Source organism: Pigmentiphaga daeguensis, assembly GCF_039523035.1.
GTDB lineage: Bacteria > Pseudomonadota > Gammaproteobacteria > Burkholderiales > Burkholderiaceae_B > Pigmentiphaga > Pigmentiphaga daeguensis.
On record NZ_BAAAEN010000001.1, the window covers coordinates 183,670 to 210,628 of the forward strand.

Annotated in this window: 24 protein-coding genes; 12 read left to right on the plus strand and 12 right to left on the minus strand. The window is 65.8% G+C overall.

Annotation, left to right across the window (positions count from 1 at the left end; translation table 11 throughout):
* Positions 1-22: 22 nt before the first annotated feature.
* Positions 23-973 carry a tripartite tricarboxylate transporter substrate binding protein gene (locus tag ABD104_RS00915; RefSeq protein ID WP_087837385.1) on the minus strand — a complete coding sequence of 317 codons (951 nt, stop codon included), beginning with the start codon at positions 971-973 and terminating at the stop codon, positions 23-25.
* 306 nt (positions 974-1,279) lie between these two features.
* Here ABD104_RS00915 and ABD104_RS00920 point away from each other — a divergent pair, with 306 nt between their 5' ends.
* Positions 1,280-2,194 (plus strand): LysR substrate-binding domain-containing protein, encoded by a 915-nt coding sequence (locus tag ABD104_RS00920; protein ID WP_243724336.1) that lies wholly within the window; start codon positions 1,280-1,282, stop codon positions 2,192-2,194.
* 1 nt (position 2,195) lies between these two features.
* Here ABD104_RS00920 and ppsR read toward each other — a convergent pair whose 3' ends face one another.
* The gene (gene ppsR / locus ABD104_RS00925; protein ID WP_087837383.1) at positions 2,196-3,044 is read right to left on the minus strand and encodes a posphoenolpyruvate synthetase regulatory kinase/phosphorylase PpsR; all 849 of its coding nucleotides are present in this window, start codon (positions 3,042-3,044) and stop codon (positions 2,196-2,198) included.
* 248 nt (positions 3,045-3,292) lie between these two features.
* Between ppsR and ppsA the strand changes: the two genes are divergently transcribed.
* Complete coding sequence (ppsA, locus tag ABD104_RS00930; RefSeq protein WP_279816529.1) at positions 3,293-5,656, plus strand: phosphoenolpyruvate synthase; 2,364 nt, start codon at positions 3,293-3,295, stop codon at positions 5,654-5,656.
* A gap of 296 nt (positions 5,657-5,952) precedes the next feature.
* On the opposite strand, the gene ABD104_RS00935 is transcribed toward ppsA, so the two are convergent.
* Positions 5,953-7,881, minus strand: coding sequence for a serine hydrolase domain-containing protein (locus tag ABD104_RS00935; RefSeq protein ID WP_343927007.1), 1,929 nt, complete (start codon positions 7,879-7,881; stop codon positions 5,953-5,955).
* Between the two features lie 146 nt (positions 7,882-8,027).
* Here ABD104_RS00935 and ABD104_RS00940 point away from each other — a divergent pair, with 146 nt between their 5' ends.
* Together ABD104_RS00940 and ABD104_RS00945 are read left to right on the plus strand one after the other, a co-directional pair.
* Positions 8,028-8,456, plus strand: a complete 429-nt coding sequence (locus ABD104_RS00940) for an NfeD family protein (protein ID WP_087837380.1) — start codon at positions 8,028-8,030, stop codon at positions 8,454-8,456.
* A 53-nt stretch (positions 8,457-8,509) separates the two neighbouring features.
* A complete protein-coding gene (locus ABD104_RS00945; protein ID WP_087837379.1) occupies positions 8,510-9,439 on the plus strand; it encodes an SPFH domain-containing protein in 930 nt (309 codons plus the stop codon).
* A 12-nt stretch (positions 9,440-9,451) separates the two neighbouring features.
* On the opposite strand, the gene ABD104_RS00950 is transcribed toward ABD104_RS00945, so the two are convergent.
* The 4 genes from ABD104_RS00950 to smpB form a co-directional block, all read right to left on the minus strand.
* Positions 9,452-11,773 carry an acyl-CoA dehydrogenase family protein gene (locus ABD104_RS00950; protein WP_338615256.1) on the minus strand — a complete coding sequence of 774 codons (2,322 nt, stop codon included), beginning with the start codon at positions 11,771-11,773 and terminating at the stop codon, positions 9,452-9,454.
* A gap of 23 nt (positions 11,774-11,796) precedes the next feature.
* Entirely contained in the window at positions 11,797-13,008 is a 1,212-nt protein-coding gene (locus ABD104_RS00955; protein WP_132978787.1) for a CaiB/BaiF CoA transferase family protein, read from the minus strand.
* The gene (locus ABD104_RS00960) at positions 13,005-14,237 is read right to left on the minus strand and encodes a CaiB/BaiF CoA transferase family protein (RefSeq protein ID WP_132978788.1); all 1,233 of its coding nucleotides are present in this window, start codon (positions 14,235-14,237) and stop codon (positions 13,005-13,007) included. Before ABD104_RS00960 ends, ABD104_RS00955 begins: the two co-directional genes overlap by 4 nt.
* A gap of 186 nt (positions 14,238-14,423) precedes the next feature.
* Positions 14,424-14,885: an SsrA-binding protein SmpB gene (gene smpB, locus ABD104_RS00965; protein WP_132978789.1), complete on the minus strand. Its 462-nt coding sequence runs from the start codon at positions 14,883-14,885 to the stop codon at positions 14,424-14,426.
* 57 nt (positions 14,886-14,942) lie between these two features.
* Here smpB and ABD104_RS00970 point away from each other — a divergent pair, with 57 nt between their 5' ends.
* The 8 genes from ABD104_RS00970 to ABD104_RS01005 all read left to right on the plus strand — a co-directional run bounded on the left by ABD104_RS00970 (position 14,943) and on the right by ABD104_RS01005 (position 21,483).
* Positions 14,943-15,374 carry a type II toxin-antitoxin system RatA family toxin gene (locus ABD104_RS00970; RefSeq protein WP_087837374.1) on the plus strand — a complete coding sequence of 144 codons (432 nt, stop codon included), beginning with the start codon at positions 14,943-14,945 and terminating at the stop codon, positions 15,372-15,374.
* A complete protein-coding gene (locus tag ABD104_RS00975; protein ID WP_087837373.1) occupies positions 15,367-15,705 on the plus strand; it encodes an RnfH family protein in 339 nt (112 codons plus the stop codon). The genes ABD104_RS00970 and ABD104_RS00975 overlap by 8 nt, the downstream gene beginning before the upstream one ends.
* 122 nt (positions 15,706-15,827) lie before the next feature.
* A complete protein-coding gene (gene guaB / locus ABD104_RS00980; protein WP_087837372.1) occupies positions 15,828-17,288 on the plus strand; it encodes an IMP dehydrogenase in 1,461 nt (486 codons plus the stop codon).
* Positions 17,289-17,291: 3 nt separating this feature from the next.
* On the plus strand, positions 17,292-18,920 hold the full coding sequence (gene guaA, locus ABD104_RS00985; protein ID WP_338615255.1) for a glutamine-hydrolyzing GMP synthase: 1,629 nt from the start codon (positions 17,292-17,294) through the stop codon (positions 18,918-18,920).
* 301 nt (positions 18,921-19,221) lie between these two features.
* Positions 19,222-20,478, plus strand: a complete 1,257-nt coding sequence (locus ABD104_RS00990; RefSeq protein WP_011516213.1) for a tyrosine-type recombinase/integrase — start codon at positions 19,222-19,224, stop codon at positions 20,476-20,478.
* 12 nt (positions 20,479-20,490) lie between these two features.
* Positions 20,491-20,679 carry a hypothetical protein gene (locus ABD104_RS00995; RefSeq protein ID WP_131753755.1) on the plus strand — a complete coding sequence of 63 codons (189 nt, stop codon included), beginning with the start codon at positions 20,491-20,493 and terminating at the stop codon, positions 20,677-20,679.
* Positions 20,679-20,954 (plus strand): hypothetical protein, encoded by a 276-nt coding sequence (locus ABD104_RS01000; protein ID WP_011516214.1) that lies wholly within the window; start codon positions 20,679-20,681, stop codon positions 20,952-20,954. The genes ABD104_RS00995 and ABD104_RS01000 overlap by 1 nt, the downstream gene beginning before the upstream one ends.
* A 4-nt stretch (positions 20,955-20,958) precedes the next feature.
* On the plus strand, positions 20,959-21,483 hold the full coding sequence (locus tag ABD104_RS01005) for a helix-turn-helix transcriptional regulator (protein WP_011516215.1): 525 nt from the start codon (positions 20,959-20,961) through the stop codon (positions 21,481-21,483).
* Positions 21,484-21,498: 15 nt separating this feature from the next.
* Here the strand turns inward: ABD104_RS01005 and ABD104_RS01010 are convergent, their stop codons facing one another.
* The 5 genes from ABD104_RS01010 to qatA form a co-directional block, all read right to left on the minus strand.
* Positions 21,499-21,888 carry a helix-turn-helix transcriptional regulator gene (locus tag ABD104_RS01010; protein WP_029310272.1) on the minus strand — a complete coding sequence of 130 codons (390 nt, stop codon included), beginning with the start codon at positions 21,886-21,888 and terminating at the stop codon, positions 21,499-21,501.
* Positions 21,889-22,002: 114 nt separating this feature from the next.
* Positions 22,003-22,752 (minus strand): Qat anti-phage system TatD family nuclease QatD, encoded by a 750-nt coding sequence (gene qatD, locus ABD104_RS01015; protein ID WP_011516217.1) that lies wholly within the window; start codon positions 22,750-22,752, stop codon positions 22,003-22,005.
* A 13-nt stretch (positions 22,753-22,765) separates the two neighbouring features.
* Positions 22,766-24,133, minus strand: coding sequence for a Qat anti-phage system QueC-like protein QatC (gene qatC, locus ABD104_RS01020; protein ID WP_011516218.1), 1,368 nt, complete (start codon positions 24,131-24,133; stop codon positions 22,766-22,768).
* On the minus strand, positions 24,130-25,122 hold the full coding sequence (gene qatB, locus ABD104_RS01025) for a Qat anti-phage system associated protein QatB (protein ID WP_322790411.1): 993 nt from the start codon (positions 25,120-25,122) through the stop codon (positions 24,130-24,132). Before qatB ends, qatC begins: the two co-directional genes overlap by 4 nt.
* Positions 25,011-26,945 (minus strand): Qat anti-phage system ATPase QatA, encoded by a 1,935-nt coding sequence (gene qatA / locus ABD104_RS01030; protein WP_114482657.1) that lies wholly within the window; start codon positions 26,943-26,945, stop codon positions 25,011-25,013. Before qatA ends, qatB begins: the two co-directional genes overlap by 112 nt.
* Positions 26,946-26,959: the final 14 nt, after the last annotated feature.

Sequence of the window (26,959 nt, forward strand, 5' to 3'; positions counted from 1 at the left end):
GGGGGGAACGAGGGGCTCGGCATCATTGATTCCAGGGCGAGGCCGCCCACAGTTTCTCGAACTGGCCCTGCATGCCCGTCAGCAGGAGCGCGTAGTCGTCGCGCGGCAGGTAGCGGACGTTCTGCTCGGCCCCCCGGGCCGCCTGGCGGAAGTCGGGGTCGTTGATGGCCTTGTCCACCAGCGCCGAGAGCGCCCTGAGCGTTTCCGGCGGCGTGCCGCGCGGCGCGCCCAGCCCGCGCAGCGAACCGCTTTCGATGGGATAGCCGGCCTCGGCGAAGGTGGGCAGGTCCGTCGCCATGGGGGACCGGCTGGACGCCATCTGGCCCAGGATGCGCCACTGCTTGCCCTTGGAAAAACCCAGGGCCTCGCCCAGGTTGGCGGTGGCGATGTCGATGTGGCCGCCCAGCAAGGCCGTTGCCACGTCCGCCGTGCCCTTGAAGGGCACGTGGCGCAGCCGTATGCCGGCGGCCTGCTCCAGCAGCAGCATGGAAATATGGCCGGCCGAGCCGACGCCGGCCGTCCCGTAGGTCAGCGTTCCCGGTGCCTTGCGAGCCGCGTCCACCAGTTCCTGGATACCGCGCAGCGGACTGTCGCCGCGCACGCTCAGGGTGCCGGGGTCGTCCACGATATTGGCGATCACGTCGAAGCTGGACAGGCTGAACTGCGCCCGGCGTTCGATGGGAATGGTCAGCACGTTGGGCGTGTTCAGGATGGACAGCGTGTAACCGTCGGGCGCCGCGTTGGCCACCGACGCCATGCCGATCTCGCCGCCGGCGCCGGCGCGGTTCACCACCACGACGCTGCGGCCCGCGTGCTTCTCCATGGTGCGCGCGAGGAGGCGGGCGGTCAGATCGGTGCCGGCGCCGGCCGAGAACGGCACCACGATGGTGATCGGCCGGTCCGGGTAGGCATGGGCCGGCAGGGCCAGGGTCAGGGCCAGCGCGGCGGCCGCTAGAAAGGAGGGGATCTTCATACCTGCTGTTCCATTCAAGAGAGAGGGGCGAACGCGGGATTGCGCGCCGTCTCCTGGGTTATCAAGCAAGTGCTGTGCCATGAAGTTGACAGAAATTCTGCGTATTTATTTTGTTTTGATTTGATTTAGTTGTTTTTGGGCGAAATTAACCCCACTGCAGGCGACCCAGTGTCCAGGGATTCGAAGTGGGAAGGGACGCCAAGGCAGGCATCCATGGCAGCCATGGTATAAACAAAAATCCTTAAACGAAAACGCTTTGTTTTTCGCCTGAGGTCAAATTTTTTTGATCATTCGGAGGGTGCCGTCGTGCTGCGCGAGCTGAAGACGTTTCTTGCGGTCGTGCGCTGGGGCACGTTCGCCGCGGCGGGGGCCCGCATCGGCCTGACGCAGTCGGCCGTCAGCGCCCAGATGCAACGCCTGGAGGAGGCGCTGGGCGCGCCCCTGTTCACCCGGACCGGACGCTCGGCCACGCTGAACGAGGCGGGAGAGGAAGCGGTGGAAATGGCTCGCCAGATCGTCGGGTTGTTCGACGAGCTGGCCGTGCGGGTGACCAGCCGCGAACTGCGCGGCACGGTCAGGATGGGGGCGATCCAGACCGCCCAGGTGGGCATGCTGCCCACGGCGCTGGGCATCCTGCGGGGCCGCCATCCCCTGGTATCGGTGCGGCTGGTGCACGGTTCGTCGCTGTTCCTGATCGGCCAGGTCGACAGCGGCGAGCTGGACGCCGCGCTGATGATCGCGCCGCCCTTCATGCTACCGCGCGAGCTGCTATGGCAGCCGCTGGTGCGCGAACCCTTCGTGCTGGCGGTGCCGGAGGGCGTCCCGGGCGAGGACTGGCGCCAGTTGCTGGCCGCCCACCCCTTCATCCGCTACGACCGTGCCTCGTTCGGCGGGCGGGGGGTCGAGCATTTCCTGCGCCGGCACGACCTGCATGTCGAGGCCATGCTGGATATCGAGGACGTGGATGCCATGGTGGCGATGGTGGCGGCCGGGCTGGGCGTGTCGCTGGTGCCCATCACGCGCAGCAATAGCCTGCCGCCGGGCGTCCGGGCGGTCTCGCTGGGCAAGGACGTCTTCCACCGCGAGCTGGGCCTGGTCATGCCCCGCGAACCCAGGCGGCGCGAACTGCTGAACGTGCTGCGCGAGTGCCTGGAGGTCGCGGCCCGGCCCCATGCGGCCGAAAGCGAGGCGCTGGCGCGCCCGCCGCGGCCTGCTTCCTGACTTAATAGAACCGGCCTTCCAGCCCGATCTTCTGCAGCACGGTGGTCGAGATTTCCTCTATCGACTTGGTGGTGGTCGACAGCCAGCGGATGCTTTCGCGGCGCATCAGCTTCTCGGCCTCGGCCACCTCGTAGCGGCACTGCTCCAGCGAGGCATAGCGGCTGTCGGGGCGGCGCTCGTTGCGGACCTCGGCCAGGCGCTCGGGCTGGATGGTCAGCCCGAACAGCTTGTTGCGGTGAGGCAGGATGGCCGAGGGCAGGGCGTCGCGCTCGAAGTCGTCGGGAATCAGCGGCACGTTGGCGGCCTTGATCCCGTACTGCATGGCCAGGTACAGGCTGGTGGGCGTCTTGCCGCAGCGCGACACGCCCACCAGGATCACGTCGGCCTGTTCCAGGCCCTTGATGAACTGTCCGTCGTCGTGCGCCAGGCTGAAGTTGATGGCCTCGATCCGGCTCTGGTACTGCTTGGTGTTGGCCATGTTGTGCGAGCGGCCGATCGAATGGCTGGACTTGATGTTCAGTTCCTGCTCGATGGGCTCGACGAAGGTCGAGAACAGGTCCAGGAACAGGCCGTTGGCCTGGCGCACGCGGGTATTGATCTCGGAATTGACCAGGGTGCTGAAGACGATGGGGCGCTGCCCGTCCGCCGTGAAGGCGGCGTCGATCCGCGCGGCCACGTCGGCGGCCTTGTCCACCGAATCAATGAAAGGAAGCCTGATATGGCGGAAGCGGGCGTTCTCGAACTGCGCCAGGACCGAGTGGGCGAAGGTCTCGGCGGTGATGCCGGTGCCGTCGGAGACCACGAATACGGTGCGCAGGTACGAATTCGCGGCGGGGGCGGGTTGAGGCATGGATATCTCGCAAAAACAGGGTTTCCGGGGATGGGAAAGGCAAACGAAGCAAGCAATGTGCAGAAAGGCCGGCGGCCGGCGTACAATCCGGGGATTACCCCGGTTACGCATGGCGCACGCCCAGGCTTACGGAGCCCTGGGCCGCGGCGGAGGCGGGTTTGGCCAGCACACCACGCATTGCGGCGCGGAATCGCCCGGCGCGTGTGCTCGCCAAACAAGCTTTCTTGCCATTGTAATAGGGGACTTTCATGTCTTATGTTGTGCCGTTCGAGCAACTCCGGATGACGGATGTTGACTCGGTAGGAGGAAAGAACGCCTCACTTGGAGAGATGATCAGCCAGCTCACCGGCGCCGGAGTCCGCGTGCCCGGGGGCTTTGCCACGACGGCAGAGGCTTTCCGCGATTTCCTGAAGGATTCGGGCCTGGATACCCGGATCAACGAACGCCTGTCTTCCCTGAATCCGGAAGACGTGCGCGCGCTCGCCGAAACCGGCGCGGAAATCCGGCAATGGATCGTCGATGCTCCGTTCTCGGCCAAGTTCGAGAAGGACATCCGTGAAGCGTTCGCCAAGCTCGACGCCGACGGCAAGGGTTCGTTCGCCGTCCGTTCGTCCGCCACCGCCGAAGACCTGCCCGACGCCTCGTTCGCCGGCCAGCAGGAAACCTTCCTGAACGTGGTCGGCATCGACGACGTGTTGGACAAGATCCGCCACGTGTTCGCGTCGCTGTACAACGACCGCGCCATCTCGTATCGCGTGCACAAGGGCTTCGCCCATGCCGACGTGGCCTTGTCCGCCGGCATCCAGCGCATGGTCCGCTCCGACACCGGCGCGGCCGGCGTCATGTTCACCATCGACACCGAATCGGGCTTCCCCGACGTCGTCTTCATCACCTCGTCCTACGGCCTGGGCGAGACGGTGGTGCAGGGCGCGGTCAACCCCGACGAGTTCTACGTCTTCAAGCCCACGCTGGAAGCCGGCAAGTATCCCATCGTCAGCCGCCGCATCGGCTCCAAGCTGATCAAGATGGAATTCGACCCGGCCCGCACCGAAGGCCGCGCCGTGCGCACGGTCGACGTCGCGCCCGAACAGCGCAACCGCTTCTCGCTGTCCGATGACGACGTGATCGAGCTGGCGCGCTACGCCGTCATCATCGAAAAGCACTACGGCCGTCCCATGGACATCGAATGGGGCCGCGACGGCAACGACGGCAAGATCTACATCCTGCAGGCCCGCCCGGAAACCGTGAAGTCGCAGCAGTCCGGCAACGACGTGCAGCAGCGCTACCGCCTGAAGGCCACCGGCAACGTGCTGGTCACGGGCCGCGCCATCGGCCAGAAGATCGGCTCGGGCCCGGTGCGCCTGGTGGCCGACATCGCCGACATGGACAAGGTCCAGCCTGGCGACGTGCTGGTCACCGACATGACCGATCCCAACTGGGAACCGGTCATGAAGCGCGCCTCGGCCATCGTCACCAACCGTGGCGGCCGGACCTGCCACGCGGCCATCATCGCGCGCGAACTGGGCATCCCGGCGGTCGTCGGTAGCGGCGACGCCACCAGCGTGCTGGCCGACGGCGCCATGGTCACCGTGTCCTGCGCCGAAGGCGACGAGGGCCGGATCTACGACGGCCTGCTGGAAACCGAGGTCGAGGAAGTCCGACGCGGCGAAATGCCCGCCATCGACGTCAAGATCATGATGAACGTGGGCAACCCGCAGCTCGCCTACGACTTCGCGCAGATCCCGAACGGCGGCGTGGGCCTGGCCCGCCTGGAATTCATCATCAACAACAACATCGGCATCCACCCCAAGGCCATCCTCGACTATCCGAATGTCGACGGCGACCTGAAGAAGGCGGTGGAATCGGTGGCCCGGGGCTACGCCAGCCCGCGCGCGTTCTTCGTCGACAAGCTGGCCGAGGGCATCGCCACGATCGCGGCGGCCTTCTATCCCAAGCCGGTCATCGTGCGCATGTCCGACTTCAAGTCGAACGAATACCGCAAGCTCATCGGCGGCTCGCGCTACGAGCCCGAGGAAGAGAACCCCATGCTGGGCTTCCGCGGCGCCTCGCGCTACATCGCCGACGAGTTCGCCGAGTGCTTCCGCATGGAATGCGAGGCGCTGCGCCGCGTGCGCCAGGACATGGGTCTGACCAACGTCGAGATCATGGTTCCCTTCGTGCGCACGCTCAAGCAGGCCGAGCGAGTGGTCGGCCTCCTGGCCGACAACCAGCTCAAGCGCGGCGAGAACGGCCTGCGCCTGATCATGATGTGCGAAGTCCCGTCCAACGCCGTGCTGGCCGAGCAGTTCCTCGAATACTTCGACGGCTTCTCGATCGGTTCGAACGACCTGACCCAGCTCACCCTGGGCCTGGACCGCGACTCCGGCCTGGAACTCCTGGCCGCCGACTTCGACGAGCGCGATCCGGCCGTCCAGGCGCTGCTGCAGCGTGCCATCGAGGCTTGCCTGAAGGCGGGCAAGTACGTCGGCATCTGCGGCCAAGGTCCTTCGGATCATCCGGACTTCGCGGTCTGGCTGAAGGACCAGGGCATCAAGTCGATCTCGCTGAATCCGGATACGGTGGTCGATACTTGGAAGAAGTTGGCTGAATAGGATCCCCCCTACGCGCTGACGCGCGCCCCCCAGGGGGCGATGCGGGTGGACCGGCAAAGCCGGATCCACCGCATCCTGGGGTAAAACCGGGCTCGTGGAGAGCGGCGTTCCTTTTGGAGCGCCGTTTTTTTTTGCCGCCGGGCCGCCCCAAGGCAAAAACGCCCCCTCGGGGGGCAGCGACGGCCCGAAGGGCCTAGCGTGGGGGCATTTTTTCCGCCGGGCCGCCCCAAGGCAAAAACGCCCCCTCGGGGGGCAGCGACGGCCCGAAGGGCCTAGCGTGGGGGCATTTTTTGAGGTCAGCCCGTGGCTGCTTCGTAGGTCCAACTGCCTATGGTCAGCGTTTCCTTGCCGCCAGCCGTGGCGAAGTGCAGTTCGTACAGGTCGCGGCCGGCGTTGGCGGGGATCTTGACGGTCATGCCGGCGCGGTCGGCGGCCAGCGGGGCCAGGAGTTGGTATTCGGGCGAGCCGTCGTCGTAGCTGCTATTGCGCACCAGGATGTAGCCCGGCAGCTCGGGCAGGCTGCCCAGTGTGGCGTAGGGTGTGCCGCCCAGGGTGGACGGCATGGTCGTGGGGGATTCGTTGATGACCGTCCAGGTCTTGCCCAGCCGCGCCTGCCAGGCGGCGCCCAGCGGCGCCAGCGGAAGCAGTTGCTGGCCCACGGGCAGCGTCGTTTCGCTGTAGCCGGCGCCGAACAGGGGGCCGCGCAGCATCAGGTAGCGATAGCGGTAGGGCTGGCCGTTCGCGTCGGTGCCGGACACGACCTCGAAGCGGTAGCTGATGGGGGCGTCGTTGCCCCACCACCAGCCGTCGCTGCGATAACTGTATCTGGCACCGCCGTTCATCGGCTGCCAGGCGGTGCCGTTCCAGGACGACAGCGAGAAGCTGCCGTCCTGGTTGGCGGTGACCCGGGTGGGCTGGTTGTAGTTGGCGTACACGCCCACGGCGTCGGCCAGCCCGGGCGATGCCGCCGCGGGCGGCGCGGCATGGGCGACCAGCGGCGGCAGGGCACGTATCGTGCCGTCCTCGACCAGGGCGCGCAGCAGCACGCCTTCGGCCAGCGCGCCGGCGCGATACGTATCGGGGCGTTGCGCGTTGCCCGTGTTGCCGGTCACCATCAGGGCCAGCCGCTGGTCCGGCAGGACGTAGAAGTCGCTCGAGAAAAAGGTCGTGCCGCCATTCTTCTGCCAGGCCCGGACGCCTGCCGCGGCCAGCCCGGGATGCCGCACGCTGTTCCAGCCCAGCCCCCATACCCATTCCGGCGAGGGATTGATGGCCAGGCCCGTGGTCTGGTCGGTGCCCATCTGCGCGATGCCGTCGGCCGACACGATGCGCCGCGACTGGTAGGTGCCGCGTTCGAGCAGCATGCGGGCGAGCTTCATCATGTCGCCTGGCGTGGCGGCCAGGCCGCCCGTGGCCAGCGGATTGACGAACTCCTGGGGATATTGCCTGCCGCCCGAATAAGGCAGCGCGAACGAGCCGCCCGTGGGCTTCTTCGTCAGGAAGCCGGAGTCGGCCATGCCCAGCGGCGTCAGGATGTTGGCCTGGACAAAGCTGGCGTAGTCCTGCCGGGCCAGGGCCGCCACCACCCGTTCGATCATCGTGAAGCCGTCGTTGCAATAGACCGCCAGTTCGCCCGGCAGGTGCTTCAGGTGCTGGTTGGCCAGAGCCGCTTCGGCATGGGCCGCGTAGCCCGGTATGGGTTCGAAGGCAAAGGCATCGCGCATGCTGGTGCCCGGCAGGCCCGAGGAATGCGAAAGCAGGTGCCGGGTCGTGATCAGCGCATACTCGGGCGACAGCATGGCGAAGCCCGGCAGGTAGCGCGCCACGGGTGCGTCCAGGTCCAGCAGTCCGCGGTCCCGCAGGATCATGGCGGCCAGCGCCGCCAGCACCTTGCTGACCGAACCGATGTTGAAGCGGGTCAGGACGGTGGCCGCCACGTTGTCCTGGACCGAGGCGCGGCCGAAGGCCTGCTGCCAGACTACGGTGCCGTTCTTGAGCAGGGCAATCGAGACCGCGGCCACGTTGCCGGGATCGCCGGCCAGGGCGCGCGCGATTTCCTGCCGGCCCCACTCGATCGTTTGCGCATAGGCGGCGGGCGTCGGGCCGTCGCCCCCTCCGCAGCCGGGCAGGACCGCGGCCAGCATGCCGGCACCGCCATAGCCCAGGAACTGCCGCCGGCTGGCGGATGACGGATAGGCGGGAGTGGGGGCGGGCGGTATGCGCATGGGGGTTCCTCCGGTGGCCGGGGGGCGGGGCCGGGCGGCATTTCCCCCAGGCAGGCATAATAGAGGCAGATACGTCACTGCGGCACGTTTCGTGCCGCGCGGCCGAGCCGGCGGGCCGCGTCCGCTCTCGCTCGAAGGAGGCAACTATGAATCCCGCCTGGGTATGGTTCGGTCTGATGGCCCTGGCCCTGATCGGCGAAGTCATGACCGGCACCTTCTATCTGCTGATGGTCGCCGTCGGCTTCGCCGTGGCCGGCATCGCGGCCTGGCTGGGCGTGGACATCGCCTGGCAACTGGTGCTGTGCGCGGCGGCGGTGGTGCTTTGCACGCTGCTGCTCAAGCGCCTGAACGTGCTGAAGAAACGGGGAGGGCCGCCGTCTTCCAACGCCAACGTCAACATGGACATCGGCCAGACCGTCAAGGTCGACGCCTGGAACGAAGACCGCACCGCACGTGTCTGGTATCGTGGGGCGCACTGGCAGGCCGAGCTCGCTCCCGGGGCCGAGCCGGTCGCCGGGCAGTTCGTGATTACCGAGATGCGCGGCAACAGCCTCGTTCTTTCGCCCACTCGCTAAGGCCGTTGCGGACGGCCTTCCCGTATCGCTGGCATCACTCATAAGGAAGCACCATGAGCGCATCCACCATCGTCCTGCTGGTCATCGTTTTCCTGGCCATCCTCATCGTCGTCAAGGCCATTGCCATCGTTCCGCAGCAGCATGCGTGGGTGGTCGAGCGCCTGGGCAAGTTCGACCGCGTGCTGTCGCCCGGCGCCGGCTTCGTCATCCCCTTCATCGAGCGCGTGGCCTACAAGCATTCGCTCAAGGAAATCCCGCTGGACGTGCCCAGCCAGGTCTGCATCACGCGCGACAACACCCAGCTGCAGGTGGACGGCATCCTGTATTTCCAGGTCACCGACGCGATGCGCGCCTCGTACGGTTCGTCCAACTACATCGTCGCCATCACCCAGCTGGCCCAGACCACGCTGCGCTCGGTCATCGGCAAGCTGGAACTGGACCGCACCTTCGAGGAGCGCGAGCAGATCAACAGCAGCATCGTCAGCGCGCTGGACGAGGCTGCGCTGAACTGGGGCGTGAAGGTGCTGCGCTACGAGATCAAGGACCTGACGCCGCCGGCCGAGATCCTGCGCGCCATGCAGGCCCAGATCACCGCCGAGCGCGAGAAGCGGGCCCTGATCGCGGCCTCCGAAGGCCGCCGCCAGGAACAGATCAACATCGCCACCGGCGAGCGCGAGGCCGCCATCGCGCGTTCCGAGGGCGAGAAGCAGGCCCAGATCAACCAGGCCCAGGGCGAGGCCACCGCCGTGGTGACCGTGGCGGATGCTACCGCCAAGGCCATCATCCAGGTGGCCGAGGCCATCAAGCACCCCGGCGGCATGGAAGCGGTCAACCTCAAGGTGGCCGAGCGCTACGTCGACGCCTTCGGCAACCTGGCCAAGACCAACAACACCCTGATCGTGCCCGCCAACGTCAGCGACATCAGCGGCCTGATCGCCTCGGCGCTGACCGTGGTCAAGGGCACCCAGGCCGGCCAGGGCTGAACGCCGCCGCCTTCAGCCCGAGGGCAGCTCCAGCACGGCCTTGGCCAGGATGTTGCGCTGGATCTCGTTGCTGCCGGCGAAGATCTTCGCGCCCAGCGCGTTGAACAGCGGCGCCACCACGTGCAGGTCGATCTCGTCGGTGCCGGCGTGGTCGCGCACCGCGCCGTATTCGCCGGCGGCCTCGATCAGCAGCAGGGCCAGCCGCTCGTAGGTCTCGGTGGACCAGATCTTCAGGATCGACACGGTGGGCGGAATGGCCGCCCCGCGCTTGGCCAGGTCGGCAAAGCCGCCGTACGCCGCCCCCAGGTCCAGCGTGTCGAGTTGCAAGGCGGTATGGCGCGCGACGAAGGCCGGGTCGTCGAACAGCCCGCGCTGGCGCGCCAGCTTTTCCACCTGCCGCAGTGTGTGCTGGGAATGCTTGGGGCTGCCGGTGAACAGGCGCTCGAAGCCCAGCAGCGCCTTGGCCACCGTCCAGCCCTCGTTCAGGCCTCCCACCAGGTTCTCGCGCGGCACGCGGACGTTGTCGAAGAACACCTCGCAGAATTCCCGCTCGTCGGCGATGTTGCGGATGGGGCGAACGGTGATGCCGGGTGTCTTCAGGTCCACCAGCAGGAAGCTGATGCCGGCCTGCTTCTTGGCCGTCTTGTCGGTGCGCACGAGCATGAACATGTGCGTGCCGTCCGAACCCCAGGTGGTCCAGGTTTTCTGGCCGTTGACGACGAAGTGGTCGCCGTCGGGCACGGCTTCCGTGCGCACGGCGGCCAGGTCCGAGCCGGCGTTGGGTTCCGAATAGCCCTGGATCCAGACGTGCTCGCCTTTCAGGATGGCCGGCAGGAAGCGGGCGCGCTGCGCATCGGTGCCGAAGCGCATCAGGATCGGCCCCACCATGTTCAGCCCCTGGTCGGGCGGCCGCGCGACGCCGTAGGCCTCGGCTTCTTCGATGTAGGCGATCAGCTTGTCGGGCGGCAGGCCCATGCCGCCATGCTCGCGGGGCCAGGCCGGCGCCAGCCAGCCCAGGCGGGCCAGCGTCAGGTACCAGTCGCGCGTCTCGGCCCAGGTCTGGCGGTAGGGCATGTGCCGCCGGTCCTGCGGGTAGTGCGTGTCGAACAGCGCGCGGACCAGGCGGCGGAATTCGGCTTCCGGCATCGCCCCCCAGTCCGCGTCGGCGGGAAACGCGGTGATGGGCGCGGGGGCCGGCCCGGCTTCGCGATCGTCCGCTTCCGGAGCGGCCAGCGTGGCGTAGCGCACGCGGTGCGCCTCGGCATTTCCCAGGTGCGCGGACAGCGCCATCGCGCGGCGGAAATACAGGCCGATGTCGTATTCGTAGGTCGTGCCGATGGCGCCGTGCAACTGGATCGCCATGCGGGTCATCTCCAGCGCCGCGTGGGCGCAGCGGGCCTTGGCCCGGCTGGCCAGGCGCCCCAGGCGCGTGGCGGGAGCATCCGGCGCCGCCTGCGCCAGCACCTCGCGCAGGCAGGCCTCGGCCAGTTCCACCTGTATCAGCCCGTCGACCATGCGGTGCTGCAAGGCCTGGAAGCTGCCGATCGGGCGGCCGAACTGCTCCCGCGTCGCCAGGTAGTCGCGCGTCAGTTCCAGCGCCCGCCGGGCGATGCCCGCCAGCTCCGCGCCCTGGGCCAGGCGCGCCACGTCGTTGGCGCGCGCCAGGGCCTCGCTGGCCGCCGGGCCGGTGGCCAGCACGTGCTCCGCATCCAGCACGGTACCGTCCAGGTCCAGGTCCGCCTGCGCGCTGCCGTCCACCAGGCGCCGGGTGATGGGAGCGCGGGCCAGACGTTCGCGGGGCAGCCACAGCAGCGCGGCTTCGTCGTCCAGCGTGGCGGCCAGCAGCCAGCCATCGACGTCGGCGCCGGGCTGGACGAAGCGCTTGCGGCCGGCCAGCCGCAGGCCGCCGGCCCCGCGCGTGGCGCATGAACCGGGCCGGGCGTCGGGATCGAGCTGGCCCGCGCGTTCCTGCCAGGCCACGCCCAGCAGCAGGGCGCCCGACATGGCCTTCTCCAGCAGCGATGCGCGCGGCAGCGTGGCGGGCAGGCCGGCCAGCAGCGCCATCGTATGCACGCCCGCCGCGGCCAGCGGTTCGGGCAGCAGATGGCGGCCGGCTTCCTGGGCGATCGCGCACAGCTCGGGCAGACCCAGGCCCAGTCCGCCGTCGTCCTCGGCCACCAGCACCGCCAGCCAGCCCAGTTCGGCGATGCGGCGCCATTCCTCGCGATCGTGTCCGCCCGCGCTGTCGTCCAGCGCACGCATGCGCTGCCGCTGGTCGTTCGCGCCCAGGTAGTCGGCGGCGCTGTCGCGAAATTCCCGCAGAGTATCGTCCATGAAGTTCCCTGGGGCATGCCCCGTCAAAGAATGCCTTGCTCGCGCAAGGCCCGCAGCCGCTCCACCGGCACTTGCAGCAGCTGCGCGCAGATTTCCTCGGTGTGCTCGCCCAGGGCCGGTGGCGGGCGTCGGTACTCGACCGGGGTCTCCGACAGGCGCACGGGATTGGCCACCATGGGCAGCGTGCCGGTGGGCGCGAAGGGCAGGTGCGTGACCACCTGCCGGTGCCGCACCTGCGGGTCGTCGAAGGCCTGCTGGAAGTCCTGGATGGGCGCGCACGGGACGCCGGCCCGGTCCAGCGCTTCCAGCCAATGGGCGCGCGGGCGGGCGCGCAGCGCATCTTCCAGCAGGGGCACCAGCGTGTCCTGGTGCCGCATGCGCTGGAGATTGGCGGCGTAGCGCGCATCGTCCGCCAGCCCCGGCAGTCCGAGCGCGGCGGCCAGGCGGCGGAACTGGTCGTCGTTGCCGCACATCACCACCAGCGGCTGGTCCGCGCAGTCGAAAGCCTGGTAGGGCACCATGAAGTGCGAACGCGTGCCTATGCGCGCCGGCTGCGAACCCGACAGCAGATAGCCCATCGCGACATGCGAGGCGGCGGCCAGCTGACAGTCCAGCAGCGCGATGTCGATGTGCTGCCCTTCGCACAGACCCGCCTGGCGCGCGTGCAGCGCCGACAGGATGCCGATCACCGCATGGTAGGCGGCGGTGATGTCCGACACCGAATAACCCACGCGCTGCGGCGGGCCGTCGGGTTCGCCCGTCATGCTCATGATGCCGCTCATGGCCTGGAACACCAGGTCATAGCCGGGCTGGCGGGCACGCGGCCCATCCTGGCCGAAACCCGTGATCGAGCAATAGACCAGGCGCGGATTGACCGCGCGCAGCGACGCGTAGTCCAGCCCGTGGCGGGCCAGGTCGCCGGCCTTGAAGTTCTCGATGAAGACGTCGCTTTGCCGCGCCAGGCCGCGCACCAGTGCCTGCCCCTCGGGATTGGCGACGTCGATGGCGATGGACCGCTTGCCGCGGTTCATCGCCAGGAAAGATGAGGTCCAGTCCAGCGGCCTGCCGTCGGCGTCCCGCAGGGGCGAACCCTGGTAGCGCGCTTCGTCGCCCATACCCGGCCGTTCGACCTTGATCACGTCCGCCCCCAGGTCCGCCAGCATCTGGGTGGCGAACGGGCCCGAGAACACCCGGCTCAGGTCCAGTACGCGGATGCCGTGCAGCGGGGCGGTCATGGGGCGGCCTGGATGATGCGGTCGCGCCGCAGAGCGTCAAGCTCGGCCGCCTCCAGGCCCAGCACCTCGCGCAGCACCTCGTCCGTGTGCTGGCCCAGGGCGGGCGGGGCGCGCCGGTATTCGACCGGCGTGTCCGAGAAGCGGACCGGATTGGCCACCTGGGGAATATCGCGCCCCGCGTCCGCGGGCATGCGCAGCAGCATCTCCCGATGGCGTATCTGCGGATCGTCGAACACCTGCGCGAAGTCGTTGATGGGTCCGCAGGGCACGCCGGCGGCGTCGAAGGCCGCGCGCAATTGCGCCACGGGATGCCGGGCGATGGCCTGTTCCAGCAGCAGCACCAGCTCCAGCCGGTGCCGCGCCCGCATGGGGTTGGTGGCATAGCGCGGATCGCCCGGCAGCCCGGGCAGCCCCAGCACCTCGCACATGGCGGCGAACTGCGTGTCGTTGCCTACCGCGACCACGATCTGGCCATCGGCGCAGTCGAAGGACTGCCAGGGGCAGGTGATGGGCGAGGCATTGCCCAGCCGCTCCGGCTGCCGTCCCGACACCAGGTACATCATGGCCACGTGCGAGATCGACGCCACCTGGGCATCCAGCAGGGCCAGGTCGATGTGCTGTCCCGTGCCGGACACCACGTCGCGGTGGCGCAGCGCGGCCAGGATGGCGCTGACGGCATAGAAGCCGGCGGTGATGTCCCCCACCGAATAGCCCACGCGCAGCGGCCCGCCGCCCGGCTCGCCGTCGGCGTGGCCGGTGATGCTCATCAGCCCGCTCATGGACTGGAACAGCGGGTCGTAGCCCGGCAGGTGGCTGTACGGACCGGTCTGCCCGAACCCGCTGATCGAGCAATACACCAGCCGGGGGTTCAGCGCCGACAGCGACGCGTAGTCCAGCCCGTAGCGCGCCAGGTCGCCGGCCTTGAAGTTCTCGATCAGGATGTCCGAGCGCATGGCCAGCTCGCGCACCAGCGCCTGGCCGGCCGGCCTGGACAGGTCGATGGCCACCGAACGCTTGCCGCGGTTCATGGACATGAAGGACGAGGTCTCGCCCACCTCGCCGCCGTCCTCGCCGCGCGCCCGCAGGCCCTGGTGGCGCACGTCGTCGCCGCGTCCGGGCCGCTCCACCTTGATCACGTCGGCCCCGAAATCGGCCAGCATCTGCGCGGCCCAGGGGCCCGAGAACACCCGGCTCAGGTCCAGGACCTTCACGCCCGCCAGGCTGCTCATGGCCGGCTCGCGCCGTGGGCGGGGCGGCAGGGGAGGTCAGTGGGGAAAGGGGCGATGCGGCGCGGCATGAGGCGTCTCCTGGCCGGATCCGGGTCCGGTCTCGTGCGATGGATGGCTGGCACGAGTATAGGTAGCCGCCGCGCGGCTGTTCATCACCGCGGCGCCAAAGCTGATATGCCTGAGGGATCAGGAGGAGTGCTTGCGCGTGTCGTGCTTCATGATCTGCGCCTTCTCGCGCAGCCAGTCGCGCTCGCGCTCGGTGTCGCGCTTGTCGAACTGCTTCTTGCCCCGCGCCAGCCCGAATTCCAGCTTGATCAGCGACTTCTTGAAATGCAGGTTCAGCGGCACCAGCGCGAAGCCGCGCTGTTCCACCTTGCCGATCAGCTTGTGGATCTCCTCGGCCTTGAGCAGCAGCTTGCGCGTGCGGGTCGGGTCGGGATGGACGTGGGTGGAGGCCGTCTCCAGGGGGCTGACGTGCATGCCCAGCAGGTACAGTTCGGCATCGCGGACGATGACGTAGCTTTCCTTGAGCTGGACACGCCCGGCACGAATCGCCTTCACCTCCCAGCCTTCGAGTACCAGGCCGGCCTCGAAACGCTCGTCGATGAAGTAGTCGTGGAATGCCTTGCGGTTCTCAATGATGCTCATTCGTCACGCCGTTAAAATGGGTCATTCTAGCAATTTGCCCAATCGGATCATCTACGCATGCATAAAGTGCAACGTTCGGTGTTGGTCCCCTATAGCGCCGCCCAGATGTTCGACCTGGTGGCCAAGGTCGAGGACTACCCCAAATTCATGCCCTGGTGCGGCGGAACCGAGGTGCACGAGCGCGACGAGAACGGCATGCGCGCCTCGGTCGTGATCCAGTTCGCGGGCCTGCGCCAGCGCTTCACCACCCGCAACACCCACCACTATCCCGACCGCATCCAGCTCGACCTGGTGGACGGGCCGTTCTCGCTGCTGGAAGGCGTCTGGGAATTCCACGCCCTGGCCGACGACGCCTGCAAGGTGGTCTTCACCATGCAGTACCAGTTCTCCAGCCGTGCGCTGGAAACCCTGGTCGGCCCCGTGTTCAACCGCATCGCCACCAGCTTCATCGACGCCTTCACCCAGCGGGCCGAAGCCTGCTATGGATAGCCAGGCGGGGCGGGGCGGCACCGTGGCCGTCAGCGTCTGTTATGCGGATGCGTCGGAAACCTGGATGCGGGAACTCGTCCTGCCCCGGGGCGCGACCCTGGCCGACGCCATCCTGGCCAGCGGTTTTCGCCAGGCCTACCCGGGGGTGGACCCCGCCCAGGCCGGCACCGGCGTCCATGGCCGCCGCCGGCCGCTGGACCATGTGCTGCACGACCACGACCGGGTCGAGATCTACCGCCCGCTGGTCTTCGACCCCAAGGAATCCCGCCGCCGGCGAGCCGCGCACAAGGCGGCGTCGGCAGGCGCCAGGCGGGGCGGACCGGGCCGCTAGACGGGCCCGGCGTGTGGACCGTGGGTTTTCCCGCATATAAACCCTCTTGACAGCAAGGCTGAACAGCGCAGCCCCCCGCTCTGATTTACAATACTAGGTTTATTGCGGCCAGGGGTTACTCGATGCGTCTCGTACAAAATGCGCTTACTTTCGATGACGTGTTGTTGGTGCCCGCATACTCTGCGGTGTTGCCCCGCGACACCAGTCTTCGAACCCGTCTGACCCGTGAAATCTCGCTGAACATTCCCCTGGTGTCCGCCGCCATGGACACCGTCACGGAATCGCGCCTGGCCATCGCCATGGCCAAGGAAGGCGGGATCGGGATCATCCACAAGAACCTCACCGCCGACGAGCAGGCGCGCGAAGTCGCCAAGGTCAAGCGCTACGAGGCCGGGGTCGTGCTCGATCCCATCACCATCGCGCCCCACATGAAGGTGCGCGAAGTCATCGAGCTGCAGCGCCAGCACGGCATCTCCGGCCTGCCCGTGGTCGAGGGCCGCCAGGTGGTCGGCATCGTCACCAACCGCGACCTGCGCTTCGAAGACCGCTACGACGAGCCCATCCGCACCGTCATGACGCCGCGCGAGCGCCTCATCACCGTGCGCGAAGGCGCCTCGCTGGACGAGGCCCAGGCCCTGATGCACAAGCACCGCCTGGAGCGCGTGCTGGTCGTCAACGACAGCTTCGAGCTGCGCGGCCTGATCACCGTCAAGGACATCATCAAGACCACCGAGAACCCCAACGCCAGCAAGGACGAACACGGCAAGCTGCGCGTCGGCGCCGCCGTCGGGGTGGGCGAGGGCACCGACGAACGGGTCGAGAAGCTCGTCGCCGCCGGCGTCGACGTCCTCATCGTCGACACCGCCCACGGCCACACCGCCGGCGTGCTCGACCGCGTCCGCTGGATCAAGAAACACTACCCGCAACTGCAGGTCATCGGCGGCAACATCGCCACCGGCGCCGCGGCCCGCGCACTGGTCGAGGCCGGCGCCGACGGCGTCAAGGTCGGCATCGGCCCCGGCTCCATCTGCACCACCCGCATCGTGGCCGGCGTGGGCGTGCCCCAGATCACCGCCATCTCCAACGTGGCCGAGGCCCTGGAAGGCACCGGCGTCCCGCTGATCGCCGACGGCGGTGTGCGCTACTCCGGCGACATCGCCAAGGCCCTGTCGGCCGGCGCCTACACCGTCATGATGGGCGGCATGTTCGCCGGTACCGACGAAGCTCCGGGCGAAATCGTCCTGTACCAGGGCCGCTCGTACAAGTCCTACCGCGGCATGGGCAGCCTGGGCGCCATGGCCGACGGCTCGGCCGACCGCTACTTCCAGGACCCGGCCAACAACTCCGACAAGTTCGTGCCCGAAGGCATCGAAGGCCGCGTGCCCTACAAGGGCAGCGTCATCGCCATCATCTACCAACTGGTGGGCGGCGTGCGGGCCTCCATGGGCTACTGCGGCTGCGCCACCATCGACGAAATGCGCACCAAGAGCGAATTCGTCCAGATCACCGCCGCCGGCATCCGCGAATCGCACGTCCACGACGTGCAGATCACCAAAGAAGCTCCCAACTACCGGATGGACTGAAGCGTGCACGACCGCATCCTGATTCTCGACTTCGGCTCGCAAGTCACCCAGCTCATCGCCCGCCGCGTGCGCGAAGCGCAGGTCTACTGCGAAATCCACCCCTACGACGTCTCGGACGACTTCGTCCGCGGCGAGCTCGCCAAGGGCCTCAAAGGCGTCATCCTGTCCGGCAGCCACGCCTCGGCCTACGACGAAGCCTCCATGCGCGCCCCCCAGGCCGTGTTCGAATCCGGTGTGCCCGTGCTCGGCATCTGCTACGGCATGCAGACCATGGCCATGCAACTGGGCGGCAAGGTCAGCTTCAGCGACCACCGCGAATTCGGCTACGCCGAAGTCCGCGCCCACGGCCACACCCCGTTCCTGAACGGCATCCAGGACTTCGCCACCCCCGAAGGCCACGGCATGCTCAAGGTCTGGATGAGCCACGGCGACAAGGTCACCGAACTGCCGCCCGGCTTCAAGCTCATGGCCTCCACCGCCTCGTGTCCCATCGCCGGCATGGCCGACGTCGACCGCGGCTACTACGCCGTCCAGTTCCACCCCGAAGTCACCCACACCGTCCAGGGCCAGGCCCTGCTGTCGCGCTTCGTGCACGACATCTGCGGCTGCGGCACCGACTGGAACATGCCCGACTACGTCAGCGAAGCCGTCGAGGCCATCCGCAAACAGGTCGGCAGCGACGAAGTCATCCTGGGCCTGTCCGGCGGCGTCGATTCCTCCGTGGCGGCCGCACTGATCCACAAGGCCATCGGCGACCAGCTCACCTGCGTCTTCGTCGACCACGGCCTGCTGCGCCTGAACGAAGGCGAGCAGGTCATGCAGACCTTCGCCGAAAACATGGGCCTGAAGATCATCCACGTCGACGCCACCGACGACTTCATGGGCAAGCTGGCCGGCGAAACCGACCCCGAGGCCAAGCGCAAGATCATCGGCAAGGAATTCGTCGAAGTCTTCCAGCGCGAAGCCGCCAAGCTCAAGGGCGCCAAGTGGCTGGCGCAGGGCACCATCTACCCCGACGTGATCGAATCGGCCGGCGCCAAGACCGGCAAGGCCGTCACCATCAAGTCGCACCACAACGTCGGCGGCCTGCCCGATACCCTGCACCTGAAACTGCTCGAGCCGCTGCGCGAGCTGTTCAAGGACGAAGTGCGCAAGCTCGGCATCGCGCTCGGCCTGCCGCACGGCATGGTCTACCGGCATCCGTTCCCCGGGCCGGGCCTGGGCGTGCGGATCCTGGGCGAGGTGAAGAAGGAATACGCCGACCTGCTGCGCCGCGCGGACGCGATCTTCATCGAAGAACTGCGAGGCACCCGGGCAACCGAACAGGATGCCGCAGCGGGCCTGTGCGCGGCCGAGGAGGTCGGGAAGAACTGGTACGACCTGACCAGCCAGGCGTTCGCCGTGTTCCTGCCCGTGAAGTCCGTGGGCGTGATGGGGGACGGGCGGACGTACGACTACGTCGTCGCGCTACGCGCGGTGCAGACTACCGACTTCATGACGGCGCATTGGGCGCATTTGCCGTATGCGTTGCTGGGGAGGGCTTCGAACCGGATTATCAATGAGGTTCGGGGGTTGAATCGGGTGGTTTATGACGTGTCAGGAAAGCCGCCGGCGACGATTGAGTGGGAGTGAATTTACGTCCTTCAGGGACTATCGCCAGCCATCCGAAAACCCGTCGTAACGTGTTGATTTAGAAGGAAATACGTCGCGGCAGCTATCGGTGGCTATCGCCGACCAGCAAAAACGGTTGACGGTAGAGCTGACGGTAAGAACTGAGGCCGAATTAAGACACTCTCGTTCACTATTCAGACTTTTACCGTCTTTGACGGTAAAAGCCTTCTCGGGAAAGCTTATTGCATGCGGCTTTCCGGGCATCAGTGGGTCTCCTGGTCCTTGACGGTAAAAGCCGTCGCAAAACAGGAGGTAAACCTCGATGCTGACCGACACAGCACTGCGCAATCTGAAGCCTAAGTCATTGACTTATAAGGTTTCTGACCGGGACGGGATGTACGTGACGGTATCGCCCGCAAATACCGTCACCTTCCGCTACGACTACCGTCTCAACGGCCGCCGCGAGACCTTGACCATCGGCCGCTACGGTGCAGGCGGCATTTCGCTGGCAATGGCGCGTGAACTGCTTCTGGAGGCGCGCAAGGCCGTTCTCCAGGGCATATCGCCCGCGCTGGAGAAGCAACGCGACAAGCGCCGGGTTCGCGCCATCAAGACCTTCGGCGCGGCGATGGAGACGTATCTTGCCCACACGAGATGGGCCGACAGCACCCGCGCCGTGCGCAAGCACATCATCGACCGGGACATCCTGCCGGTTTTCCAGAATAGGCTGCTGACCGAGATCCAGGCCGAAGACCTTCGGATTCTGTGCAACAAGGTCAAGGAGCGCGGGGCACCAGCCACCGCGGTGCAGATCCGGGACATCGTGAAGCAGGTCTACGTCTACGCCATCGCCCACGGTGAGAAGGTGGTCAACCCCGCCGACAGCGTGGGGCCGTCCTCGATCGCCACCTTCGTGCCGAAGGATCGTGCCCTCTCGCCGCTGGAAATCCGTTTGATGGTGCAGCAGTTGGAGACGGTGGCGACCTATCCGACCATCAAGCTGGCGCTGCGCCTGATCCTGCTGACGCTGGTGCGCAAGAGCGAACTGATCCAGGCCACTTGGGATGAAGTCGATTTCGAGCGCAAGACCTGGACGATTCCGAAGCAGCGGATGAAGGGTCGCAATCCGCACGTGGTCTATCTGTCGCGCCAGGCGCTCGACATCTTCGTGACGCTGCACGCCTGTGCGGCTGGCTCAAAGTTCGTTTTCCCTTCTCGCTACGATGCAGAGCGGTGCATGTCCAATGCGACCTTGAATCGCATCACGATGCTGGTGGCAGAAGGTGCCAAGGCCAAAGATCTGCCGCTACAGCCGTTCACCGTCCACGATCTGCGCCGCACCGGCTCGACGCTGCTGAACGAAATCGGCTTCAACCGCGACTGGATTGAGAAGTGCCTGGCGCACGAGGAGGGGCGTTCCTCGCGTTCGGTCTACAACAAGGCCGAATACGCCGAGCAGCGGCGCCACATGCTGCAAGAGTGGGCCAACCTGGTCGATGCCTGGGGTGGCGGACAGACTTACGTGCCGAAGCTGATGCCGGAGAACGTGGTCGTGCCGGCGTTGAGCGCGATCGCGTAGGAGGGCCGCATCATGGGTTGCCTTGAATCGGTCTTTGCCGGGTTGTGCCAGGTTTGTTATTTCGAGGAAGCGATCACTTTGAGTGATCGAAAACGAGGAAATCTGAACTTCTCGCTGGTCGGCGATATGTGGCCTGATCTTGTCCTGGCAAGGTTGTCACTTGACAACCTTGCCGGCCATCCTCATACTGAAGGTCACTGATGGCTCGTTCCCCTCATCCAAAGAAAGAGGTCGAGGAAGCTCTCAGGCACGCCGAAGGGCAGGGCTGGCGCGTCGAAGTCGGTGGTAGCCATGCCTGGGGGCGGATTTACTGCCCGTACAACGATGAGGAATGCCGCTGCGGCGAGTTCTGCATCACCAGCGTGTGGAGCACGCCGAAGAACCCCGGCAACCACGCTCGCGCCTTGCGGCGCGTCGTGGACAACTGCACCACGCACCGCAAGCAGCACGAGGCTGACGACGGTTCCAAGGAGTAGCGCGATGGAATACACCTTCACCCTGAAATACCAGCTTGCCGACGACGACCGCGACACGGAGGCGTTGGTGGAGCGCCTGGGCGAAGCCGGCTGCGACGATGCCTTGGTCGGCATCGGGCAGCCGGGGCGCCTGGCGCTGGAGTTCACGCGCGAGGCGGCGGATGCGGATGACGCGGTGCGTAGTGCGCTGGCCGATGTGCGCCGTGCCGCGCCGTCGGCCAAGCTGATCGAGGTGGCGCCGGATTTGGTCGGCCTGACCGATGTGGCCGACATCGTGGGCGTGTCGCGGCAGAACATGCGCAAGTTGATGCTGGCCCATCCGGGCAGCTTCCCGGCGCCGGTGCATGAGGGCAGTGCGTCGATCTGGCATCTGGCGGACGTGCTGGCTTGGTTGCAGGCCAAGGGCAGTTATGCGCTGGCCAAGGACGTGCTGGAGGTGGCGCGAGTGGCTTTGCAGGTCAACGTGGCGAAGGAGGGGCGGCGGCTGCCGCGCTCGGCGTCAAAGGAACTGCAAGCCCTGGTCGGATGAGGAACGTCGCCGGCCTCATTTCTCGCTCGAACCCGCCCGGACAGGGCGGGTTTTTCGTAGGTGGACATCCGGCTTTGAGGTGCCGCCGCGAGGCGCTTGCTTTCGTTCTTCGACCCACGCTTCTACTTCGGCCAAGTCCCACACCACGCAGCGCGGCGTCAGATTGAATCGGCGTGGAAACTCGCCGCGGCGCTCCATTTCGTAGATCGTCGTTTCGGCCAAGGGGACTATCTGCCGCAGTTCCTGGCGGCGAATGGTGCGTCGGAAGGGGAGGGCGCTGCGCTTCGGAAATTGCGGCAGTGCCTCGTAGGCCTCCGTTCCCGGCAAGGGGAGAGACCGGCCGATGTCGTTGTCGATGCCGGCCGCGTTGGTCGTTTGCGATAGATGTTCCACCTCGGACTCCATGAGCACGCTGCATGGAGACATGGTGAAGTTCCGCAGCTATCGGGACAACTTGCTAGGGCGAACTGGGGAACACTCAAGCGGATGTAGAGTTCGCGCGGAGCGTTTCGTCTCCAGCTATCCGAGCAATGCTCGTAGGTTGTCACGAATAAGGCTGGCCATGTCGTTTGCAGGTAGCCGATGTAAACAGCCCAGTTCCTCGACGACGCTTACTACATCCGTCGGCTGCGAGGGCCTGTCGCCAGTGCGAGTGAAGGGACCATCGGTTTCCGTCAGCATCCGATCCAAGGGGATAGCCTGCACCATCGGTGCGTGCCTCTCATTGCCCAGCATTGCCGCGTTGATCGAGAAGTAGCAGCCCAATTCCAACGCACGCTTCGCCTCGCTCTTTGTTCCCGTGAACCAGTGGAGAACGATTTTCCCGCGCTCGGGCGGTAGATGTGCTTCGACAAGATCGAGTACCGCCTTGGCCGACCTGATGCTGTGAACCGTAATGATCTTGTCACCGGCCTGCGCGCAACGCTGCAACACGTGTTGGAACACACGCTTCTGCGCATCGAGCGATTTGAAGAACCGGGGGCCGGCGTCCAACCCGACTTCGCCGACATAGCGCGTCTCCGCAAGGTGTTGATCCCATAGCTCGATCTCGTTCTCGCGTTCTGCGACCAACTGCGGATGCAGTCCCAGAGCCGCTCGAACATGCTTTGTGCGCTGCGCGAGTTCGTGATTGCGAGGCCAGGCGCGAGGTGTCGTCGTCACCGCCAGCGTGAACACGCCAGAGGCCTCCGCGTCCTGGACTGCCGCAGCATGGTTCGGGTAGAGATCAAGATGGCAGTGGAAGTCCACGAGGCCTGCTGTGGCGATCATGTACTCACCCTCGTCAACTCGGTCTCGCTTCGGCACCGTCGATGAGCCGTGCAACCTCATCGAGGCCGCGCCGGTAGACATCGGCGAGTTGGTCTAGGTGTGCGGCTTCGTCGACAAGCGAGCCGGGCTTGTGGATTAAGAGGTTCGCAAGCTGCGGCTTACCTTTCAAGCGCTCGATCGCGTACTGAAACGACCGAACCTGTACCCCGGTGGCTTGGCGCGTGTCCAACGGCTGCGCATGAAGGTCTGGAACGGTATACGTCGTCGGGTCGTTCCCGGCCCCCCATGCTGCCGTCAAGGCTGCGCGACGGATCAGACATGGCAGGCAATAGCCACATTGCTCAATACCATGTCCTAGCCATCGGGCCTTGGCGGGGGACGAGCACGACAACGAATCCGTCGCCAGCTTCTTCAAGAGGTCCGGGTTGCGACAGGCTGCGGCCATTTCTCCCTTCGTCTTGTCCCAGTACGGATTCCGAATCTCGCCATCTATGTCGAGTGCGATGAGCAGGTCGTTCCACCTCGCCATGTAATACGGGTGTGTGGTGCGGGTGCTGTTTGATCCCAACCGCAGGGGGTCCAAAGGCACATTCAGCGCGATCAGTCCGTTCTCGGGAACACGCAGGACAAAACGGCGCCCAAGCCCTGTGCCCGCGAACACCCCGAGCGCGAAGAACAGGAATGACCTGCCGCGCGTGCTGTCCTCCGAACCAACGTCTGCCACGAGGCCTTTCTTGAAGGTCATGCCGACCCGCAAACGCTCGAAAGATGACTGGATGTAATACTTCTTCAAACCTGCAAACAGCTTGCCTTGAGCATCGCTCGTCGCCCCTTCCCCGAAGTGGCTCACCAGCAATGGCGTCGCGCCATCCTCCAGTAGGTCGATGGCACCAATAAGGCTGTCCAGTCCTCCTGAGAATAGGCTGACGGAATCAAAGGGAGGCGCGATCAGACTTGGAGGAGCCACTTGGGTGATCGTCGTGAACCGATCTGGACGTGCCCTGAAGCCGATCGTCCAGCGATCTCCCGTCAAGAAGTCCAGAGACCTCTTGAGCGTCGGCGCTGCTGCTCCCCAGCGAGTCGGATCGCTGACCGGCACGACCAGCCGTATCTCGCGCGTCCACGAATCCTGCGACTGCTCGGTGCGAGAGATGCGTGTGTCGGCTGCATGGACATGGGCGGCCAGTACCAGCAGGTCGATGCCGATTTCCGAAGGAAATACGCCGATCTTCTTCAGACTCGTCAGCGCGCCACTGATACCGTGATCCAAGGATTTCTCGCCGGCGACGAGTTGCAGGTAGGTCGTCTGTTCATCAGCGCCCGCCGTCACATCTAAGCGGTCATCCGGGCCAAAACGACCCACCAGGAGTTGTCGCTTCATTGATTGGCCTCCGCCTCGCCGAGGGTCTGCAAGATCGCAAATGCGGACTCATACACCGCGTCCACGAAGCCTTGAACCCGCTCGGGGGTGAGATTGGGTGTCTCCGCCCGTGCTCGCGTGAGCGCATCGCTCACTCCACCTCGGATGAAGTCGCGCAACTGCTGCTCGACCCGATGTGCTGCCTGTGCATCTGTCGGCATGGTCACGGCCTTGGTGCCGATGTCATTGCAGATGCGCGCCTCGATGGCATGGGTGGCATATAGCTCGAAAACCGTCTGCATCTGATCCGGGGTGAATGTGGCCAAGTCGGTGAGACCCTCGCTCGCCAATTCAACAATGGTTTCGATGTAAGCCTCGCGGGCGATGCCTTCATCGACCGTTCCCGCGCCTGGGCAGATGTAGTCGGCCAAGCCGACGAAAATCTCAGTGATCGGGCGACCTGCCAACGATTCTAGATCCAGGGCACGCAACGCTTCGCGCACACCCCGCGTTTGCGCATCGGCCAAGAAGCCGAGGAGCCGCGCGCCGGCACCCCGAGAGGCGCCCATGCGCTGGGCAGCCTGGCGTGAACCCCCGGCGGACGTTGAGATGTACCTTGAGACCGCACGGCCCAGGTTGGCTCGATCGCTGCCACCAGAGCCAGCGAATCGCGTGAAGCTGTTGCGAGCGCCAGAGAAGCGCTGCGGGTCCGCTGTCCTGGGAATAGGTGGGCGGTTTGGCGGCACCGGCGGTGCGGCGCCGTCCGCGGGCGGCTGGCCATCCGGTCCTGCACCATTTCCCGGAGCAGCAGGGGCGCCACCGCCATCGATGTCACCCAGCCATGATGGAACAAGTGGTGTCCCGCCACCTGGCCCGCCGTAAGCTGTCGAGGTTCCCATTAGCGGCCTCCCTTCAGATCTTTGAGCGCCGCTTCGGCGCTGGCCTTGAGACCGGGGTTGTTGGTGACTTTGCTCCAGTCTCCCAGCAGCTTCGTCAGGCGAGTGGCGCATTCGGTGTCTTTGATGACGCCTTGCCAGCCGCTGACAACCCAAGGCCCGCATTTGCTACTTGGCAACACCTCCAGGAAATCCAGCAACCGGCTCTGGAGGCTGGGCTGCGCCCTCACGAGGACGGCGAGACCATCGACGCCCGCCGGTTTGGTGTCGAAAACACCCGTGCCCATGATCTTGCTGCGCATGGCCTCGAACACTTTCTCGGCTTCAGGCTGCACGAGTTGCTTCAACTCGACTTCGTAGCCTTGGACGGTCATCTTGCCGCCGAACAGCTTCTCGACCACACCAGCCAAGTGACCCAACACCGACACCGGGCCGAAGTAGTCCTTCTTGTCCTTTGTCACGAATAAGTAGGGGCGCAGATCGAGTCCAGATAGCTTCGGCAAGAGGCGCGCCCAGTCGCACACCGTCTCCGACGATTTCCATTCGATCAATACAGCGTTATCGGGTGCAGGTGTGGGCTCTGCGGATTTCTGACCTTTTGACTCGCCATCTTTAGCGTCAATCGCCGCAAGGTTCTTCTCCAATGCTTCGAGGTCTTCGCACAGTCCTTGCGGATGGATCGCTGCAACGAACGCGATCTGCTCGAACAACCGTGGGATGAAGCGTTCCGCGAGCATGAGCTTTGCGAGCACGGGTAGCTTGATGTCGTCGCCGAAACCGCGCGCGGTCGCAGTGCGTTCGCGCAGCAACAGCGTATTGAGAAAGCGCTTGATCTGGCGCGGGTTGCCCTTTGTGCCGCTCGCCAGAATGGGACCGATCTGGTCGCTGAGCGCAAGAGCGTTGTTCGCCTTCTCGGCCTGCTTGCCGAGCGCCGTCTTGATCGTCGCGGCATCCAGACCGCCGCTGGTCCAAGGCCGTTTCAGCTTCTCCCGCGCCACGGCGATCAGCTTCCCGTAGTCCGCGTCGTCCTCGCCGACTTCGGCGCCGGCCAGCAACAACGCCACGTAGATTCGCGTCTCGGCTTCTCCCAGGGCCGGGATGCGAAACGGAACCTGGATGAGCTTTTCGAGGTAGTTGCGGGCGTAGTCTCGCGGCCCGGTGCTGTCAGGCAGGTCGGGAAAGTGCTTACGCACCGCATATTCGATCATTGCCTCGTCTGCCGCAACGACGAACGCTGTCTGCGCAGTGAAAACAAACAACCGGATCGCTTCGAGTGTTTCAATGGCTGTGTCAGGCAGGCAGCGGTCAAGATCGTCGATCAGGACAACGAGCTGCTTGATGCCAGCATCTTTCAGAAGCTGGTCGAACGCCTTGCGGAAAGCCTCCACTTCCTCTGGCACGTTCTTGGACTCGCCCGGCTTGAGCACGGCCTTCGCCTGGTCGATGGCCGCCGAAATGTTTTCCTTCGTTACGAGCTTGGCAGGGTCTGTCACCAGCGCTTCGAGCGAGCCGACAATGGCTCCGATTTGCTCCGGTGTCGGAATGCCAGTGAATGCGGTCAGGGCCAAGCCGCCGGATCGCTTGGCGACCTTCAGCCAGTCGATGCGACGGAAGACGTCCTTGATGGCTACTGCCGCTTTTTTCAGCGCCGGACGTTTCTCGATCAAGCCTGTGACGATCCCCTCGATCAAGGCGATCTTCGCGTCCTCGAAGCCCTGGAAACGCCATCCATTGAACTTGAGGCACAGAACATCGTCCTGGTCTGCGAAGCCGGCCTCGATCATTTCGAGCACGCTGGATTTCCCCGCCCCCCAGTCGCCATGCACTCCGATCGTCACTGGGTGGTCGGGCTTCGCACGAAGCAGCCCGATAATCGTGGTGGCAATGGCTTCGTTATTCAGCAGATCAACTTTGGTTTCGTTATCGGTCAGGATCACTTGTCTCCTCCCTC